The organism is Colwellia sp. NW0002-52-1 (assembly GCF_057550865.1).
Genome location: NZ_BAAJLU010000013.1, coordinates 1 through 18,333 on the forward strand (window position 1 = coordinate 1; position 18,333 = coordinate 18,333).

General features: G+C 37.6%; 17 protein-coding genes. 8 read left to right on the forward strand and 9 right to left on the reverse strand.

The features are described 5' to 3' along the window. Positions 1-651: 651 nt before the first annotated feature. On the forward strand, positions 652-1,155 hold the full coding sequence (gene folA, locus AC27H3_RS12800) for a type 3 dihydrofolate reductase (protein ID WP_487106758.1): 504 nt from the start codon (positions 652-654) through the stop codon (positions 1,153-1,155). A 371-nt stretch (positions 1,156-1,526) separates the two neighbouring features. On the opposite strand, the gene AC27H3_RS12805 is transcribed toward folA, so the two are convergent. The 7 genes from AC27H3_RS12805 to AC27H3_RS12835 all read right to left on the reverse strand — a co-directional run bounded on the left by AC27H3_RS12805 (position 1,527) and on the right by AC27H3_RS12835 (position 10,350). Beyond that, positions 1,527-3,545, reverse strand: a complete 2,019-nt coding sequence (locus AC27H3_RS12805; RefSeq protein WP_487106760.1) for a methyl-accepting chemotaxis protein — start codon at positions 3,543-3,545, stop codon at positions 1,527-1,529. Between the two features lie 167 nt (positions 3,546-3,712). After that, on the reverse strand, positions 3,713-4,525 hold the full coding sequence (locus AC27H3_RS12810) for a symmetrical bis(5'-nucleosyl)-tetraphosphatase (RefSeq protein WP_487106762.1): 813 nt from the start codon (positions 4,523-4,525) through the stop codon (positions 3,713-3,715). Between the two features lie 9 nt (positions 4,526-4,534). Continuing rightward, positions 4,535-4,927, reverse strand: coding sequence for a Co2+/Mg2+ efflux protein ApaG (gene apaG, locus AC27H3_RS12815; protein WP_487106764.1), 393 nt, complete (start codon positions 4,925-4,927; stop codon positions 4,535-4,537). Then, positions 4,920-5,741: a 16S rRNA (adenine(1518)-N(6)/adenine(1519)-N(6))-dimethyltransferase RsmA gene (gene rsmA, locus AC27H3_RS12820; protein WP_085301588.1), complete on the reverse strand. Its 822-nt coding sequence runs from the start codon at positions 5,739-5,741 to the stop codon at positions 4,920-4,922. The genes apaG and rsmA overlap by 8 nt, the downstream gene beginning before the upstream one ends. Next, positions 5,738-6,748: a 4-hydroxythreonine-4-phosphate dehydrogenase PdxA gene (pdxA, locus tag AC27H3_RS12825; protein ID WP_487106766.1), complete on the reverse strand. Its 1,011-nt coding sequence runs from the start codon at positions 6,746-6,748 to the stop codon at positions 5,738-5,740. The genes rsmA and pdxA overlap by 4 nt, the downstream gene beginning before the upstream one ends. Further along, a complete protein-coding gene (gene surA, locus AC27H3_RS12830; RefSeq protein WP_487106767.1) occupies positions 6,748-8,049 on the reverse strand; it encodes a peptidylprolyl isomerase SurA in 1,302 nt (433 codons plus the stop codon). The genes pdxA and surA overlap by 1 nt, the downstream gene beginning before the upstream one ends. 21 nt (positions 8,050-8,070) lie before the next feature. Beyond that, entirely contained in the window at positions 8,071-10,350 is a 2,280-nt protein-coding gene (locus AC27H3_RS12835; RefSeq protein ID WP_487106769.1) for an LPS-assembly protein LptD, read from the reverse strand. Positions 10,351-10,493: 143 nt separating this feature from the next. On the opposite strand from AC27H3_RS12835, the gene AC27H3_RS12840 reads away from it, so the two are divergent. The 7 genes from AC27H3_RS12840 (at position 10,494) to AC27H3_RS12870 (ending at position 16,584) form a co-directional block, all read left to right on the forward strand. Further along, positions 10,494-11,489 (forward strand): aminoglycoside phosphotransferase family protein, encoded by a 996-nt coding sequence (locus tag AC27H3_RS12840; RefSeq protein WP_487106770.1) that lies wholly within the window; start codon positions 10,494-10,496, stop codon positions 11,487-11,489. A gap of 42 nt (positions 11,490-11,531) precedes the next feature. After that, positions 11,532-12,203: an N-acetylmuramate alpha-1-phosphate uridylyltransferase MurU gene (murU, locus tag AC27H3_RS12845; protein WP_487106772.1), complete on the forward strand. Its 672-nt coding sequence runs from the start codon at positions 11,532-11,534 to the stop codon at positions 12,201-12,203. A gap of 34 nt (positions 12,204-12,237) precedes the next feature. Continuing rightward, the gene (gene djlA, locus AC27H3_RS12850) at positions 12,238-13,047 is read left to right on the forward strand and encodes a co-chaperone DjlA (RefSeq protein ID WP_487106773.1); all 810 of its coding nucleotides are present in this window, start codon (positions 12,238-12,240) and stop codon (positions 13,045-13,047) included. Between the two features lie 171 nt (positions 13,048-13,218). Next, positions 13,219-13,509: a DUF2607 family protein gene (locus AC27H3_RS12855; protein ID WP_085301595.1), complete on the forward strand. Its 291-nt coding sequence runs from the start codon at positions 13,219-13,221 to the stop codon at positions 13,507-13,509. A gap of 95 nt (positions 13,510-13,604) precedes the next feature. Further along, positions 13,605-14,900: a hypothetical protein gene (locus tag AC27H3_RS12860; protein ID WP_487106775.1), complete on the forward strand. Its 1,296-nt coding sequence runs from the start codon at positions 13,605-13,607 to the stop codon at positions 14,898-14,900. After that, entirely contained in the window at positions 14,884-15,801 is a 918-nt protein-coding gene (locus tag AC27H3_RS12865; protein WP_487106776.1) for a metal ABC transporter solute-binding protein, Zn/Mn family, read from the forward strand. Before AC27H3_RS12860 ends, AC27H3_RS12865 begins: the two co-directional genes overlap by 17 nt. 18 nt (positions 15,802-15,819) lie before the next feature. Continuing rightward, positions 15,820-16,584, forward strand: coding sequence for a metal ABC transporter permease (locus AC27H3_RS12870; protein ID WP_487106778.1), 765 nt, complete (start codon positions 15,820-15,822; stop codon positions 16,582-16,584). Positions 16,585-16,671: 87 nt separating this feature from the next. Here AC27H3_RS12870 and AC27H3_RS12875 read toward each other — a convergent pair whose 3' ends face one another. Together AC27H3_RS12875 and AC27H3_RS12880 are read right to left on the reverse strand one after the other, a co-directional pair. After that, entirely contained in the window at positions 16,672-17,451 is a 780-nt protein-coding gene (locus AC27H3_RS12875; protein WP_487106780.1) for a DUF481 domain-containing protein, read from the reverse strand. Next, complete coding sequence (locus tag AC27H3_RS12880) at positions 17,441-18,271, reverse strand: mechanosensitive ion channel family protein (RefSeq protein WP_487106782.1); 831 nt, start codon at positions 18,269-18,271, stop codon at positions 17,441-17,443. Before AC27H3_RS12880 ends, AC27H3_RS12875 begins: the two co-directional genes overlap by 11 nt. Positions 18,272-18,333: the final 62 nt, after the last annotated feature.

Sequence of the window (18,333 nt, forward strand, 5' to 3'; positions counted from 1 at the left end):
TGTATAAATATACATACATGGTCTTATATGAACTATACTTACTCTCTAGGAGCTTTTCCAACTCCATCAGAACAATTTAATAGGAGGCAACTTGCCTCTTTTACAGCAAAAAAGTTTCCACCTTATTTATTTTATATATTAATAACAAATCTTTGCAGCCAACACCACTTATTACCTACAGATAAAAACAAAAATTTCACTAATAGACGAAATGAGGCAAGTTGCCTCATTTCATGACTTGGGTGGAAACAAGTTACAACTGCATTTAAATACTTAGTTATTAAACTAAATTACGAATAGGAAGATGTAGCATCAATGTCTGCTTTAGGCCCTTTTAAGCCTTTAGCTTTTAAATCACCAACGGCAACTTTGAGCATAAAGCGGAAGTAGGGGGTATCAAATTGCTAACTTGCAGCTAAGCACAAGAGATCTTTAAAATGGCATGTTGAACCTCAGCCATTGCGGCTGAAAAGCCATTTCTTAAAACAAGTGAATACTTCTATATACGTGTTGAGCTAATAGGCATCGTCGAAAACCATAATTCTTTTCGTTTGAAAGAAGAAGCGTAAACCACAAGATTGCATTTTTGTTGTTTTCTTTAATAACGTATAATATCGAAAAATTTAGTGTGTTGAGAATTAGACAAACAATATGACCATACTTTCTATGATAGTAGCGCATGCCAATGACCGTGTTATTGGTAAGAATAATGATATGCCTTGGCACTTGCCGGCAGATTTAGCCTACTTTAAAAAAACTACATTTGGTAAACCCATTATTATGGGGCGTAAAACCTTTCAGTCGATTGGTCGAGCATTACCAGGACGTAAAAATATTGTGATTTCACGAGACAGTAATTTTAACTTTGCTGGGGTTGAAGTTGTCAACTCTGTAGAAGCGGCGTTAGCGTTAGTTAATGACTTTGAAGAGGTGATGGTTATTGGTGGCGGTGCAATATATCAGCATTGCTTAGCAGCAGCACAGCGATTATATATTACGCATATTAATGCTAACGTTGATGGCGATACATACTTTCCTGAATATGACTTAGCTGTTTGGAAAAAAGTAGCGAGTGAAATTCGACCTAGCGATGAAAAAAATAAATATCAGCTGGATTTTGCAGTTTATGAAAAAGTGTCGGCTAATACTAAATAAACAAATAAGTTAATTTTTTACTCATTTTGTTCATACAGAAATAGAGCAGTTAATAAATTGATCTAACTATAATATCAATTGAAATAAATAATCGATCATTTTAAGGCGGTTTAAATCGTCAATAACTGCGTTGTTTTCAATCACACACGCCCGCTATTATTCGATAATATGCTCCTGTATTGCGCTAATGACTTGCCATTATCCATGTAAGAATCAATCAAACACCTTGCTACTGAAAATTTATCCTCGTTTAAAATTGATCGATTCATTAAATCAATTGGTATAACACGCGCTGCACGGGCTAATTTTTATCGTTATAAAAAAAGAGCGCTTAGCACTCTTTTTTTATTTAGTTATTTGAAAAATATAATTTAAATTTTAAATTCTTGCACTGAATGTTGTAACTCTTCAGCTAAACGCGCAACTTCACTGCTCGACTCAGCTGTTTGTTTTGAACCTGCTGTCGTTTGTTCTGCAATTGCTACAATAGACTCTAAGTTTTCACTAATTTCATGGGCAACAACACTTTGCTCCTCTGCCGCTGTAGCAATTTGAGAGCTGCGATCAAACGCCTCATGCACGGCATGGGTGATAGTATCAAGTGCTTGTTCGGCTTGAACACTTTGTTCTACACAGTTAGTCGCCTGCTTTTTACCTGTTTCCATTACAGACACTGCTTTCTCTGCACCGCCTTGTAATACTTCAATCATGTTTTGAATCTCTTGAGTAGATTCTTGCGTTCTACTTGCTAGTGTTCTTACTTCATCAGCAACAACGGCAAAACCACGACCTTGCTCACCAGCACGAGCCGCTTCAATAGCCGCATTTAGTGCTAATAAATTAGTTTGCTCTGCAATACCCCTAATAACATCAAGAATACTCCCAATAGACGCGCTATCTTGCTGTAATTTATTAATAACTTGTGAAGCCGACTCAACTTCGTTAGCTAACAATTCAATGGTTTGTCGATTGCGACCAGAAATCACCTTAACACGCTCAGCTTCGTCATCAGCTTGCTTAATTTCACCAAGCGCATCATTTGCACTTGATAAAACACTTTGTGCGGTACTGCTCATTTCTGTTGTTGCCGATGCTGCTTGTTCTACTTGAATACGCTGCTCTTCTATTGCTGTTGTACTTTGCGCAGTTACGGCAGAAGTTTGTTCTGCTGCTGTTGCTAGCTGAGTTGAACGACTAACAATACTTTGAATTAGCGTACGTAGGCTTTCAATCAATAAGTTACAATTGTGAGAAAGTTGAGCGAATTCGTCATTGCCACTTTCATCTAATTTACGTGACAAATCACCCGATGCTACAACATGAAGCATTTCATTTACGCGTCTTAGCGGACGAGTAATGCTGGTTAACGTTACCCAGGCAATAATGATGGCTAAAGCAATCGAAATAAAAGTGATTATGGACGTATTGCGGGTACCAGCAGATACTGATTTTTCAATTAATGCACTTGCTGTTATTGTTGTTTTATTTGCTAATTCAACTTGCTTATCTAATATTTCGTTTGCACTATAAATGCCATCTTCAGCTAATTTTAAACTTGTAGTGGCGGCCGAAATTGCAGAGAGTTGGTTGTTTTTGTTTGTGAAAATGTTTTTACTACCACTAATGTAAGCTTGAAGTGTTGAAAAACTATCGGTTAGGTCATCTGCAATATTTGGAGTTCCTTGCAGTTTTAGTTCACTGACTACATCTATGACTGATTTTTCAATGTCTTTGAAGGTGTTTTCTACCTCATGAGTTACTAAGGTAGCAGACTGCTGATCTTTAATTTCACGATACTCAAAAGATGAGCTCACAATGCTATTTAGCAGCATTTCTAAACGTTCAGCTAAACTAACAGCACGTTGTAACTTAGTAGAAGCTAGGTCGTGATCACCAAGATCTAATAAAATAGTTGCGGTATCATCAGCACTTTCTTCAATAGCATCTATTTTTTCAGTCAGTGTAATATACTGTTCAATCGAGAACTTTCTATTATTGAGGACACTTTTTATTTCTTTGTCTAATTTATTATAAATGGGATCAATTTTATGTAAATTGCTCAGAAGAGTAGGTTCGTTCTGTACTATGTTTTTAAGCTTATCTAAATGTTCTCTAAAATCGATAGTTTCTTCATTAAAAGCTTTTTGATTTACTGCAAGTGGTTCTAATGAGGTCTGATAATACGCACGTAATGTAAGATTACCAATATTGGTGAGATTTTTAGCTAATATATTGCTTTCTTTTAAAGTGGGTATAGCAAGTTGATCTTGTTGCTTTGTGGCATCACTAATAGTATTTAAACTATTCCAAGATATTACACTAGTTAGAATGAGTAAAACTGAAATAATGGTAAAACCACCAATTATTTTCATTGCTACGGTTAATTTCATAGAGCCCACCAAGATATATATTAAGTCATTATTTGCTCGCACTATAATTCGAAAATGGAAGTGTGTTTGAGCGTTAATTATTATTAGACTACAAAGGAATGTAGGTTAAGTATTCAGGTTAGTATAACAAGCTAAATTACATTTTAAACTAATGGTATGCTTTATATTTAACTTTTATGTGATTGCTCAGTAAATATTTTTTTATCATGCCATCTGATCATTGTCATGTGTTGCCCCCAAACACAGCCAGTATCAAGCGCATAGAGGTTTTTAGCACTGCATTGGCCCATTAACGCCGCCCAATGACCAAATACCCAATTTGTTTTGTCGCTAAGGTGTTTAAACTTAAACCAAGGTGTTAATTCTTTCGGCGCGTCAGCAGGAGCTTCCTTGCAATTAAAGTCTAAACTACCGTCGGCGTTACAATAACGCATACGTGTAAGAGAGTTAATGGTAAATCTAAATTGTCCTAGCTCATCTTCTGCTTGCAGCCAATTCGATGGTTGTTCACCATACATGTTATTTAGCCAAGCGGTACTTGCTGAAGAAGTTAAGTGTTGATGTGCTATTTTTGCTTGTTTGAGTGCAATGGTGGGTGTCCATTGTGGTGATATTCCAGCATGACTCATGTAAGTTTCTTCATTAGGAAGTTTTTGAATCAGTGGTTGTTGAATTAGCCACTGCATTAATGCTGGAGCATCTGAAGCAGATAGCAGGCTTGCTAATAAATCTTGCTTTTTTATTTTTTTAATCCCCTGATAAACTGCAAGTAAATGTAAGTCGTGGTTACCTAAAACTACTTTAGCATTATCACCTAGCGACTTAATAAAACGTAATGTTTCAAGAGAGTTTGGACCGCGGGCAACAAGATCACCCGCGATGTAGAGTTGGTCGCTATTATTGGAGAATCCAACCTGAGTGAGTAATGCATTTAGTTCGCTAAAGCAGCCTTGAATGTCACCGACGAAATAAATAGCCATTGTAGCTCACTAGTTCAGTATATTGGGTTTTGCCAATCGAAATGGTGGTATGTCAACTTGGATGAGTTCAGCTGAATGGGTTTGCATTTGATAGTGTCCTTGCATATTGCCTAAAGGAGACTTCAGTACGCAGCCACTCGAGTAGGTAAAGCTTTCGCCAGACTTAATATAAGGTTGTTGACCAATTACACCTTCACCTGCAACTGTGTTAGTTTCACCATTTGCATCAGAAATTAGCCAATATCGACTAAGCAACTGCACGGTTTCCGCACTATTGTTTTTCACCGTGATGGTATAGCTAAAAACAAATTGTTGATCTGCTTCGATAGACTGCTGTGCAATAAACTTGGTAACAACATCTACGTCAATATCAGTTGAATTAGCTACTTTTGTATTACGCATTTTCTAAATCTACTGGGTTGTCAGTAACGAAGTTTGCAAGCATTACAAAATCAGCTAATGCTAAGTTTTCAGGGCGTAGTCCAGGGTCTATGCCTAATTCAGTTAACTGTTCAGCAGAAATTAATTTTTTGAAACTGTTACGAATAGTTTTTCTGCGTTGATTAAAGGCAGCCAAACAAACTTTGTTAAGTGAATTAATATCTTTAACTGGGTTTTTGATGGTTTTATGCGGTATTAAACGCACGATAGCTGAATCAACCTTTGGCGCAGGTTTAAATGCTTCAGGGCCTATCTCCATTACTGGGATCACTTGGCACTGATATTGAGTCATAATCGATAAACGCCCGAACGCTTTGCTGTTTTCACCTGACGCCATACGCTCTACCACTTCTTTTTGCAGCATAAAGTGCATGTCTTTTACTTTGTCTTTAAAAGTAAGCAAGTGAAAGATTAAAGGTGTAGAAATATTGTATGGCAAGTTACCAAAAATACGTAATGGCTTGTCACTACTCGCTAATTGAGAAAAATCGAACTTTAGCGCATCTTCTTCATGAATAGTTAGCTTTGAAGCTAAAAAAGGATGATGACGAAGTCTATGGGCGAGATCTCTATCTAATTCAACAACATTAAGGTGACCAGCTCGCTCAATAACAGGCTCGGTAAGTGCGCCTAAACCAGGACCTATTTCAACTAAGTTTTCACCCGGCTCAGGGTTTATAGCATCAACAATGTCGCTAATAATTGCATCATTATGTAAAAAGTTTTGTCCGAAGCGCTTTTTTGCTTGATGACCTAAATGGGAGTTTTTGCTCATAGTGTATTTTGCTCTAATGCATCTTTTTCGTGATTATTCGCCAATGAAATTGCAGTATTTAACGCTTCGTAAAAACTACCTGCATCTGCTTGGTCTGTGCCGGCTAAATCGAAAGCTGTACCATGATCTACTGATGTTCTAATAAATGGTAGGCCAAGGGTAATGTTTACCGAAGCGCCAAAACCTTTGTATTTAAGTACCGGTAAACCTTGATCATGAAACATGGTTAAAATTGCATCGGCGTTATTTAAATATTTTTCTTGGAAAATAGTGTCAGCAGGTAAAGGCCCAATAAGATTCATGCCTTCTGCACGTAATTCTTCTAAAGCTGGGATCATTACATCTATTTCTTCACGTCCAAGGTGGCCGTCTTCACCCGCATGTGGATTAATACCACAAACATAAATTTTAGGATCGGCTATGCCAAACTTTTTGATTAAATCTTTATGTAATATTCGGGCTACTTTCTGCAGTCGTTCGTGGGTAATTGCTTTAGATACATAAGCTAAAGGAATATGCGTAGTCACCAACGCGACTCTTAAACCTTCTGTTGCTAGCATCATAACAACGTCAGAACAATTAGCTTCATGGGCAAAATATTCTGTATGACCACTAAAGGCAATGCCCGCTTGATTAATTAAGCCTTTATGAACGGGGCCAGTAACGACAGCGTCGAATTCACCTGAAATATTTTTTTCACTTGCAATACGTAAAGTTTCTACAACATAGCGGCCATTATTAGGGTTTGCTACACCAGCTTCGCAAACATCTTCTAATGGCACGGGTAATACAACCAGTGTTCCAGCTTTATGCGGGGTTACTTCGTCATTGACGTTGTATTTTTTAATAGTAAGGGGCAAATTTAACAGCTTTGCCCTTGCAATTAATAGTTCAGGTGATGCAACCGCAACCATTTGTATTGGCCAATCTTGCTGTGCCACTTTTATCATCAGGTCTGGGCCAATGCCTGCAGGTTCACCTGGCGTTATTGCAATTCTTTTTAACACTACTTTTTACCTGTTTCTATAATTTCTATATAGGCTTCATCGCGTAGTTCTTTAATCCAACGCGCACCTTCCATACCAAACTTGCGATTATAAAGCAGTTGGTAAACACGGTTTTCATTCATTTGCTCTGTTGCATCTAACGTTCTACGACCCGTTAATTTAGCAATATGCCAACCAAATGATGAACGAAACGGCTTATGTACTTCATCAATATCTAAACTGGCCAGTGCTTCAGAAAATGCGGGGTCATATTTGCTAGGCTCTGACCAACCTAAATCACCACCACGAACAGAAGTAGGGCCTTCAGAGTGTTTTTTAGCAAGTTCAGCAAAATCAGCTTCGCCAGCGTTTAGTTGATCAACAAAGCTTTGTAATAAAGCTTCAGCTTTAGCTTCGCTAAGTATAATTGAAGGCTTAATTAATATATGGCTAGCTTTAACTTCTTCAATTTCGACAACTTGACGACCACGAACATCGACTAATTTAACAATACTAAAGCCTAAGCCGGTACGTATTGGACCAAATACACTGCCTTTTTCTTGACCTGCAACGATTTCAGAAAACAGTGTTGGCATTTCATTAATCGTTTTCCAGCCTAAGTCACCACCTTCAAGCGCGTTAGAACCACCTGACGATGTCATGGCTATATTGGTAAAGTCGCTACCGTTTTCTAATAACTCTAATACAGTTTCTGCACGCACTTTGGCAGCACTAATATCTGCTTGTTTAGGGTTGTTAGGAAATTCAATTAAAATATGCCCTAGGCGATATTCAACATCAGCGCTCGTTTGCTCTTTCATTACAGCCATTAAATTGGTAATTTCTTGCGGAGAGATATAAATGCGACGACGTAAACTTGCGCGTCTTACTTCACCTGAAATTAGCTCATTTCGAACACTTTCACGATATTTTTCGTAAACTAAGCCATCTGCTACAAGTGCTTGGCGGAATGATTCAAGCGATTGATTATTTTCTCTTGCTAAATTAGCTAAGGTTTCATCAAGTTGGGCATCGCTTACTTGAACACCCATGCGTTCGCCCAGTTGAGCGATAATCGCATCGTTAATCAACTTATCCATGACTTGAATGCGCAATGCGCGATCAGACGGTAAGGTTTGGTTATTTTTCTTCGCTTGCAAAGTAATGGAGTTAATAAGATCTTTAACTTCAGACTCTAGCACTACACCACTATTAACCACTGCAGCTACTCGGTCTAGCTCAACTTCTGCAGCTAAACTTTGCTTAGGCGCGCTTAAAATAAACATTGAGCTAAGAAGTATTAATTTAAATGAATTTTTCATGTAACGTAAATTTCTTTTTAATTAGTTATTGAGGAAGTAAGGGCGTTTATAGCCGAATATACTTGAATTAAACATATCTCCAACACTGTCGGAAGATTTAGTGCTATTTATGCCATTATATACAAATTGAATATTAAAACTGCTATCAAATGCATCGCGGTTTTCATTTATGTTAAGACCGTCGTCAATTTTAGAGTTTATGTTGCGATGATAGGTAAAACGAATTCCCCAACAACAACTACTATACTCAAGACCTGCATAGCTTTCTATACTGCGCTTGCCTTGTAAATCTTGTGTAAACCGACCAACAAGTTGCCAGCGCTGGGCTATTTTTACATTCGTTGCCAACGACATTTGTTCTAACGACTCTCCTGAGACATCACGAGCGTAGCGATGGTTCAATTGAATTGTTTGATTATTATCAAATAAATAATCTAATGTGGTTTGACTTTTATTGGTAACGCCTAAATCGGTGTTGTATTGAATGTCAGAACTAAATTGCCAATTGCGACTTAAATTTATAAAAACATCGGCGGCTAATGCTGATTTATCAACTAAAGAGTCTTGCTCAGATTGGTCAAAGTTACTTTCATTGAAATAAACAATACGCCCTAAGCTAAAGCGCAACACTTCATTGTTTTCAGCAGTGAGTAGTCGACTTGTTATACCCCAAGAAACCTGATTGGCTTGAGCTATTCGGTCGATTCCGCTAAAGCGTCGATCACGAAATAACCCGCTGTAGTCATCTTGTAACGTAGTGGTATCGTATATGCCAATGTTGCTTTGATCTTTTTCTGGTATATAAAGGTACTGCAACTGTGGTTCAAGTGTTTGGTTATACTCACTGTTAAATAAAGCTATTTTACGGTCGAAATTAACACCACCGTGCAGCCTAACTTTCGGTAACGTTCGGCTAACATTTTTGTCTAATAAGCTATCGGTAGCAATATTCTTTTGGTTGTAATTTGTTTGTAGTACTTTGAGTTCTGAATTTAGAAACCATGCCGGTGTAACAATAGGGTAAAGTAAACCCGCTTCAGCATGGTATCTCTGCGCGGTAGGTTTGGTTGGATCTGAGCTGTCAAAACTTGAAAACTCACCATAAAGATCAAAAATACCACCAAAGTCATCAAATGTTTGTTGGCGACTGGCTTCTATTTGGGGCAATGTTTTATAACTCAGTTGATGGTTACCTAATAACTCGAAATCTTGCATTTTTATGGTTGTTTGCCAGTTATCAGCGAAATAAGCCAATTCACCTATTTGATATAGGTATGCATCATTAGCGTTAAATTGGCTACTGCCTAAATCAACCAGGTAGTTATCATCACTTATGGTGGTGTAATCAACATGGGCTCTAAACCTTTCTGAAAAAGTTCCAATGTGTTGAATTCGGGCTAGGTAACGTGAATCATCGTTATTGTTTAGTTTGCTATCTTTATTAAGATATTCAATATCAATTTGGCCTGATTGTAAGCCTTCTAAATATCTAAATTCAGTAATTAATTGCGTTCCTCTCTCAGACATGTAGCGCGGTGTAATGGTGGCGTCCATGTTTTCTGCGATGTTGACATAATAAGGAATTTCAACTTCTAAGCCTGAGCTGTTCGAAGTACTGATTTTAGGGTAGAGCAAACCTGACTGGCGATCTTCACCAATAGGCATAGTTAAGTAAGGTAAATAAAAAACAGGCACATCAAAAAGACTAAAGCGAGCGTTGTATGCTTCTAATGATTTTTTATCGGAAGAAATAGTAATTTCACTGGCACGCATTTGCCAATCAGGCACGGGGTCATAACAAGTAGTAAAACTTGAGTCGACAAAACTCATTGTTTTACCCTTACCATCAATAGTTATCTCTTTAGCATGTCCGTGACCAGGAGAGCCATTTAACTGATAAGAAGTTGAGGTTAACGCGGTAGATTTTTTTAATTGGTTTATGTTCAATGTTTCGGCAAAAATATCTATGCCTTTGTTTTGAAAATGAATATCACCATTTGCGTTAACGCTTGATGTACTTCTATTTACTGACAATTCATCTGCAACTATTGATCTATCTTGGTTCAGTAAAGTAACGCCACCGGTAAATGTTGCATATTCACCTTTTTTAATATTTGACGTTGAAGATAAAATAGTAAAACTGTCGTTTGATTGCTTACCTGTGGTATCAGCAATATTCGCGTAAAATGGAATTGGGCACTGACTAGCAATGTTTGTATTTATTTCCGAATCTTGCGCTTTACTATCGAAGGAAAACGAGATGAGACAAAAAAAAGGGATTTTATTTAAGGTAAAACGCATTTATTATCCGGATAATTTACTTGAAAAATACATAGCTTAGTTTCAATTCAGCATTTTAACGCTAAAGGCAATAATAATATAGCAATTTTCATTAGCCTGCGAATTAGTTATATTGGCACTATCATTTTTTAGAGATTTTTCTATTGAGTAATTTAAGAACTACAGCGTTAACGCATTGGCTTGAAAGTAAATTTTCAACGCAAAAAATAGACTTGCTGCCATTGACAGGTGATGCCGGCTTTCGACGTTATTTTCGCTTTACATACCATAACGAAAGTTATATTGCCGTTGATGCACCTGTAGCATTATCAAATAACCAAGCATTTTTAACCGTTCAACAAATATTGCAAGATGTTGGTGTTAATGTGCCTACAATTATTTATGCTGATCTTAAGTTAGGTTTTCTGTGTTTGAGTGATTTTGGTGATCTAGTATTAGCAGATAATTTATCCCAGGCTAATATGAATCAATATTATGCTAAAGCGATAGTTGAATTGAATAAAATGCTAACCTGTGCAACAGCATCGGTTGAAAATTTACCCTTATATGATGAAAAATTTATCTTTACAGAATTAGATATATTTAATGAATGGCTACTCGAAAAGCATTTAGGGATATATTTAACTGCCGATGAAAAAGCAGCGTTGAAGTGTTGTTTTGATGAATTAGTTTCAGCCATTGTTGAACAGCCTAAAACATTTATGCACCGTGATTATCATAGTCGCAATATTATGCAGCTTAAGAATGGTGAGCTGGGCATTATTGATTTTCAAGACGCGGTTAATGGGCCGGTTATCTATGATTTAGTGTCATTATTAAGAGATTGTTACGTACGTTGGCCGAATAAACTAATCGCCCCCTTAATTGAACACTACCGATTGCAAGTACAAAATTATTTCCCTAGTGAGACAATTACGAAAGAAAAATGGCAATATTGGTTTGATTTAACCGGATTGCAACGCCATATCAAAGCCAGTGGCATTTTTGCGCGCTTGTACCACCGAGATAATAAAGCAGGGTACTTAGCTGATATTCCACTTACTTTGAGCTACATACAAGATGTGAGCGCGCAATATGATAAACTCAGTTTTTTGCATGAGTTGGTGAGTAAGCGGGTAATACCGGCACTAACAAAATAACGGCATCTTGCTATTTTTTAATAAAATTTTGGATTTTTATTCATGAAAGCTATGATATTAGCAGCAGGGCGTGGTGAACGAATGCGTCCACTAACCGATAGCTGCCCTAAACCGTTATTAACAGTTAAAGGTGTGCCGTTAATAGAACATCATATTAAAAATTTGGTTGCGGCCGGTATTAAAGATATTGTAATTAACCATGCTTGGCTTGGTCAGAAAATTGTTGACTACCTTGGTAGTGGCGAGCAGTTCTCGGCCAATATAAGTTATAGCGAAGAGCCTGTTGCACTTGAAACGGCTGGTGGCATTATAAAAGCACTACCTATGTTAGCTGAGCATGACAAAGATGTTTTCTTGGTGATTAATGGTGATATTTATTGTGACGTTAATCTCCAACAGTTACCAACTTTAGCTGAAGAGTTTAACGGCCATTTGTTCTTGGTTAACAATCCAGAGCATAATCCTAATGGCGACTTTACATTGGCCAATGGTATATTGGCTAATCCGAAAAATAATAGTCAAGAAGCATACACTTTTAGTGGTATTGCCCTGTACAGAAAGCAATTTTTTCAGCAAGAACAACAAGGTGTTCAGCCATTAGCGCCGATGTTAAGAGGGGCTGCTGAACAAGGTGAGATTTCAGCAAGTTTAATAACTAGCGCTTGGACAGATGTTGGCACACCGGAGCGTTTAGCTAAGCTAAACACTATTTAACCATTTTATATTAAATTAATGATTGAGTTTTACAATGCGAATTTGGGGTAAAGTTTTAGGTTTTATATTTGGCTTAATGCTGAGTAAAAATATTTTTGGTGCACTATTAGGTGCATGGCTTGGCCATAGGTTTGATAAAGGCGTTGGTCTAAACTTCAACTCTTTAGGTGGTGCTAAAAGTGATGCTGATCGTCAAGCTATTTTCTTTTACAGCAGCTTTTCAGTCATGGGTTATATTGCCAAAGCTAATGGGCAAGTAACACAGCATGAAATTGCCTTTGCTACCGCTTATATGGATAAGTTAGGGCTGAAGGGAGCAATGCGACAGCAAGCTCAAGATGCCTTTAGAGACGGAAAAACCACAGGGTTTCCTCTTAGCGAACGTTTGAGCGAGCTAAGATCTGTAGTAGGGAATCGCCAAGATTTGTTATTACTTTTTTTAGAAATTCAAATTCAAGTTGCATTTGCGGATGGAGATTTAGATCAAGATGAACGAGAAGCGCTACATCAAATTGCTCATGGCTTAGGGTATTCAGTACACGAATTAGATAAATTATTAGAGATGATTATCGCGGGTGCTAACTTTCATCAACATGGGCAACACGGAACAAACCAAGGTTTTGCCCAGTCAGGCAAACAGCTTGAAAACGCTTATAAAGTGCTTGGTGTTTCAGAGCAAGACAGCGCGGCAGACATTAAAAAAGCTTATCGTAAACTCATGTCGCAGCACCATCCTGATAAATTGGTGGCAAAAGGCTTACCACCTGAAATGATGGAAACAGCAAAACAAAAAGCGCAAGACATTCAAGCAGCTTATGAGTTAATTAATGCACAAAATAAATAAACCCCTTTGTATTTATTAGCATATATTGCAGTAATTTCTACTCAAGAATAAACACCATAAATACGATGTAATTGCTTTTTTATGTGCTAAACAACATATCAGCGGCTTGCATGCTTAGTGGCAAGTCGCGTAAACTAATGCCGATTTTGACTTATATCTTGGATAGCACAAATGTTCATTTCAGTAACTAATAGGCGATTTATCGCAATTTGGCTTAGTGCCATATTGTTAGTATTGTCTGTGGCTGCTGCTGCACATAGTGTTGAACACGTAGATGATGGTGTTAAAAAACACTGTACGTTGTGTTTTCATCAACATCAATTCGATCAAGTACTACCGCAGCAAGATGCCAATCTTGACTTTAATAGTCAACAAGTAGAAACAAGCGAAACTGCTCAACCAATATTAACTCTAGTTCATCAGGTTAATTACCTAAGCCGCGCACCGCCAAAAAATCTTTAAAGCTAATTATTTAACAATTTTTTTAACATAACCAACTTGCCAATAGAGTAAGTGGGTTGATGTATTCGTATATAATTTATTTTAGAGGTTTCCCAATGAAAAAATTTCAACTGGCTTCACGTGCTGTATCTAAAGATATTACTAACCGTTTAACTACAATTTCTCCGAGCAAAATTACAGCCGCTTTAATCATGTCTGGTGCTTTCCCATTACTTTCGTTCGCCGAAACACCTACAGTGTCTGACGTTAATGTTAGTGCTATTTTAGATGGTTATTATCAAAGTGAAGATCGCCTAATGGCTGAAAGATCTAAAGGCTTTGGCATAGGCGAAACTGAGTTAGCAATTAGTGCCAACATCGATGATATGTTCTACGGTAAGCTTACAACTGTTTTTGAGTCACACGATGGCGAAAGCGAAGTTAATGTAGAAGAAGCATTTATACAGACGATGGCATTACCTAATGGTTTCAGTGTACGAGCGGGTCGATTTTTATCTGATATTGGTTACTTAAATAATCAGCACCTTCATACTGACTCATTTACTAGCAGACCAAGTGCTTACCGTGCATTTTTAGGTAACCATTATTTCGATGACGGCTTAAGAGTAAGCTATATTGCGCCAACAGATTTGTATTGGACTATGGGAGCTGAAGCATTTTCAGGAGATAGTTTACGTGCAGAAGATGAGACGGGTGAACGCGAGTTTGATAGCACAGGTGTTTATACCTTGTTTACAAAAATTGGTGGCGATATAGGCGTTGAAAGCTCATGGCAATTTGGCCTAAGTTATTTGCGTAATGAAAATGGTTTGTTAACTGCTGATGATCATGACGAGCACGACGAGCATGATGAACACGATGAAGAGCATGAAGAACATGACGAGCATGGTCACAGTCACTCTGCAGCCTATACAGGTAAAAATACCTTTGTTGCCGACTTTGTTTATAAGTGGGCGCCTAATGGTAACTATAAATACCAACATCTAACACTTAGTGCTGAATACTTTAGAGTCAGCGACTTTATGGTGCCTGAACTAGATGAAGATCATTTAGATGATGATCATTTAGAAGAAGAGCACCATGAAGAAGGTAGTGGAAACGACTATCATCAAGCATGGTATGTTAGTGGTGTTTATCAATTTTCGCCAAATTGGTCTGCTGGATTAAGATACGGCAAGCTTGATACTCAATTATTACATGAAGAACATTTTGATAAACAAACGCTTAAAGAAACTGAATTTAGCGTGGCATGGCACAATAGTCACTTCTCAACAGTGAGAGTTGAATTTAGCCATCAAAGTAATACTGGTTTTGAAAATGCTGATAATGACAACGTAATAACTTTACAATATGTAATGGCACTAGGAGCACATAATGCGCATCAATTTTAAATTACTTTTGAGTGGCGCTTTATTAACTTTGAGCCACAGTGCTTTCGCACAAATGAATATTTTTGCGTGTGAGCCAGAATATGCCGCCTTGGCAAAAGAACTGGCCCCTTCTGCGAAAATTTATTCTGCAACGACGGCGATGCAAGATCCACATCTTGTACAAGCACGTCCTAGCTTAATCGCTAAAATGCGCCAAGCTGATCTTGTAATTTGTGCTGGCGCAGAGCTAGAGGTAGGTTGGTTGCCTATGTTACAAATGAAAGCAGCTAATTCTAAAGTACGAAATACTGATGAAGGTTTGTTTTTTGCCGCTGATCATGCAGAAACGCTAGACAAAATGACGAATGTTGATCGCAGTATGGGTGATGTTCACCGTGCTGGAAATCCACATTTACATTTTTCACCACAGCGTATGCTTGATATTGCAAAGGCACTTACCGATAAGTTAATTCAGCTAGATACAAAGCAAAGTGATTTGTATCAGCAGCAGTTATCAAGCTTTACGGCGAGATGGCAGTTAGCTATGAAAAAATGGCAGGAAAAATCGGCTCCGTTGAACGGCATGAAAGTTATTGCTTATCACTCAACGTTTCGTTATTTATTTGCTTTCACTGGTATCGAGTCTGTTGCTGATTTAGAGCCTAAACCAGGGTTACCACCAACGAGTAGTCATCTTGCTCGCTTATTAAAGCAAGCAAATAATGGTGATATATCAGCTATTGTTTTGGCCTCTTATCAAGATCAACGTGGTGCAAAATGGCTAGCAGAAAAATCAAACTTACCCATTACTGTTCTACCTTTATCTGTAGGTGGCAATGAGCAAAGTCAAGATTTGTTCAGCCTGTATGACAGTGCGTTAGACTTATTAATTCAAATAAATAACACACAGAAAAGCTCGTGAAGACGATAGGTATTTTCTATGGATTATGAACTACTGACCATATTATTACCGGCACTTGCTGCCGGTATCTTAGTGCTTTCAACTCATGTTGTATTGGGTAAACAAGTTTTAAGACGTGGCATTATCTTTATAGACTTAGCGATAGCACAAATTGCCGCTTTAGGGGCAATTGTTGTACGTATGGATCATGATCTTGCTGAAATTGCTTATGCAAATGTTTGGGTACCTGGTTTATTTGCTTTAGCTGGCGCAGGCATTATTGCTTTGTTAGCCAAGTACATGGCAGAAGAATTAGAAGCTATGATAGGTTGCTTTTATGTTTTATCAGCCGTAACGGCAATGTTGTTGCTGTCGAATGACCCACATGGTGGCGAATTACTTAAGCAGCTTATGTCGGGCCAAATCCTTTGGGTTAGTTGGCAGCAGTTATTATTACCTTCGATTGTTTACAGCGCTATTCTTGCAGTAATACTATGGAAGCCTAAGGTGTTAGACGGCGCATTTTTCTATTTATTATTCGCTATCGTAATAACACTGTCGGTTGAGCTAGTTGGTGTATATCTTGTTTTTAGTAGCTTGATATTACCCGCACTTGCGATTAATAAACTTGAGGTAAAGCGGGTATTGTTTTGGGCATATTCCGTGGGTTTACTAGGTTATATATTAGGTTTGTACTTCTCAGCAAGCTTTGATTTACCTAGTGGTGCTGCCATTGTAGCCACTCTAGCGTTAAGTGCCATCGCTTTTAGGCTAGTAAGTCGATTGGTTGTAAAAAGCAACTAAGGTGATACGTTCAATAATAAAAAAGCCAGCATGTTAAGTGCTGGCTTTTTCAATTCTGAGTACAGAAATAATATTTTAGCGAGCTAATTAGAAGCTATAAACTAACGTCATTGCTGTTTCAGTATTAAGGTTTTCTTTATCTTCATCAACGTCAGTATTGTAATCTACGGTAAAGCTAAACTTAAGTTGTAATGTTTCAAGTAACTTTGTAGAAATTGACGTTCTTGCTTTATAAGTGCTGTTTGCATCAGACTTAGGTGCGTATTTAGCCACGAATAATTGCTTAAATAATACATGTTCATTTAATTCACGAGTATATAATGCTTGTGCTTGAACAATAAAAGCGGTGTTAATTTCTTCAGGATCAGTATCAGTTGCACTTACAACATCGCGTTTAAAACCTGGACCAATATCAGCATCTAATGTTGTTTTTTCTGTTTCATACCAACGACGACCCCAACCAGCAGAGATTGAACTTTGGTTGTCAAAACTACTAAAGCGGTCATCTTCATAAGAAGCATTACCGTAGATGTAATTTGGACTTGTCTTGTCTAGTGTATAGTTAGTTTGACCTACTACAGTCCATTTTTGATCGCTGGTCTCAAAATGATCTTCGCCATTCTCATCTTCTTCTTCACTCTTCTTTACCAACAAACCTAAGTTTAAGGTTGATTTCCAAGCGTTTGCTTGGTGAGTAAAGTCAAAACCTGCTTTAACATCTGCACTTTTTGTATCACCAGTTTTAAAAAGCATGCCCAATTCTGCTGAAGCAGTATAAGGTGATTTAGCTTTTGGTGCAGTTGCTTCTTCTGCGGCAGCGATAAGTGGCATACAACAGATGGCAGCTGATAATAACTTATGATTCATTTTCTTCTTCCTTTCTTAAATGTAAAGATAATTGTGGATAAGGGATTTCAATGCCGGCATCGTCGAGCGCAACTTTTATTTTTTCCAGTAAATCGCGATGCAATGGCCAGTAGTCGCCTGATGATACCCATGGGCGCACAACAAAGTTCACTGAACTTTCGGCCAATTCTTGAACACCAATGACTACTTCTTTGTTCTTTAATACTAATTCATGCTCGTTCGTAATTTTAGTAAGCAATGCTTTAGTCTTAGCAAGATCTGCATCGTAACTTACACCAATAACTAAATCTAAGCGGCGCTCAGGTTTAGTAGAAAAGTTAGTAATCGTACTTGAGGTAATTTTGCCGTTTGGAATGATGACTGTTTTGTTATCACCCGTTCTTAATTTTGTTGAAAAAACATGGATTTCTTCGACTATGCCTGTAACACCTGCAACATCAATGAAGTCACCACTTTTAAAAGGTTTTAATATAATAAGTAAGACACCCGAGGCGAAATTAGATAAAGAACCCTGCAGTGCTAAACCTATTGCCAAGCCAGCAGCACCAATAATAGCGACTAAAGATGTGGTGTTAAAACCTAAGTGGGAAATTGCAGCGATAATAACAATAATAAATAACGTACCATAAAGTAAGCTACCTAAAAATGAGATTATAGTTTCATCCATGCCTCTAAGACGCATGACTTTTACAACACCATCGCGAACCAAACTAGCAACAAGCTTACCGATGAAAACGATCGCCAAAGCAACGATTAATTTTACTGCAAAATCTATCAGCATTTGTTGATTGTCTATAAACCAGTGTTGAATTGTGTCCATTATGTAACCCGAGAATTTTTATGATGGAGGATTATAATGAACCTTAATTGAAATATCATTAC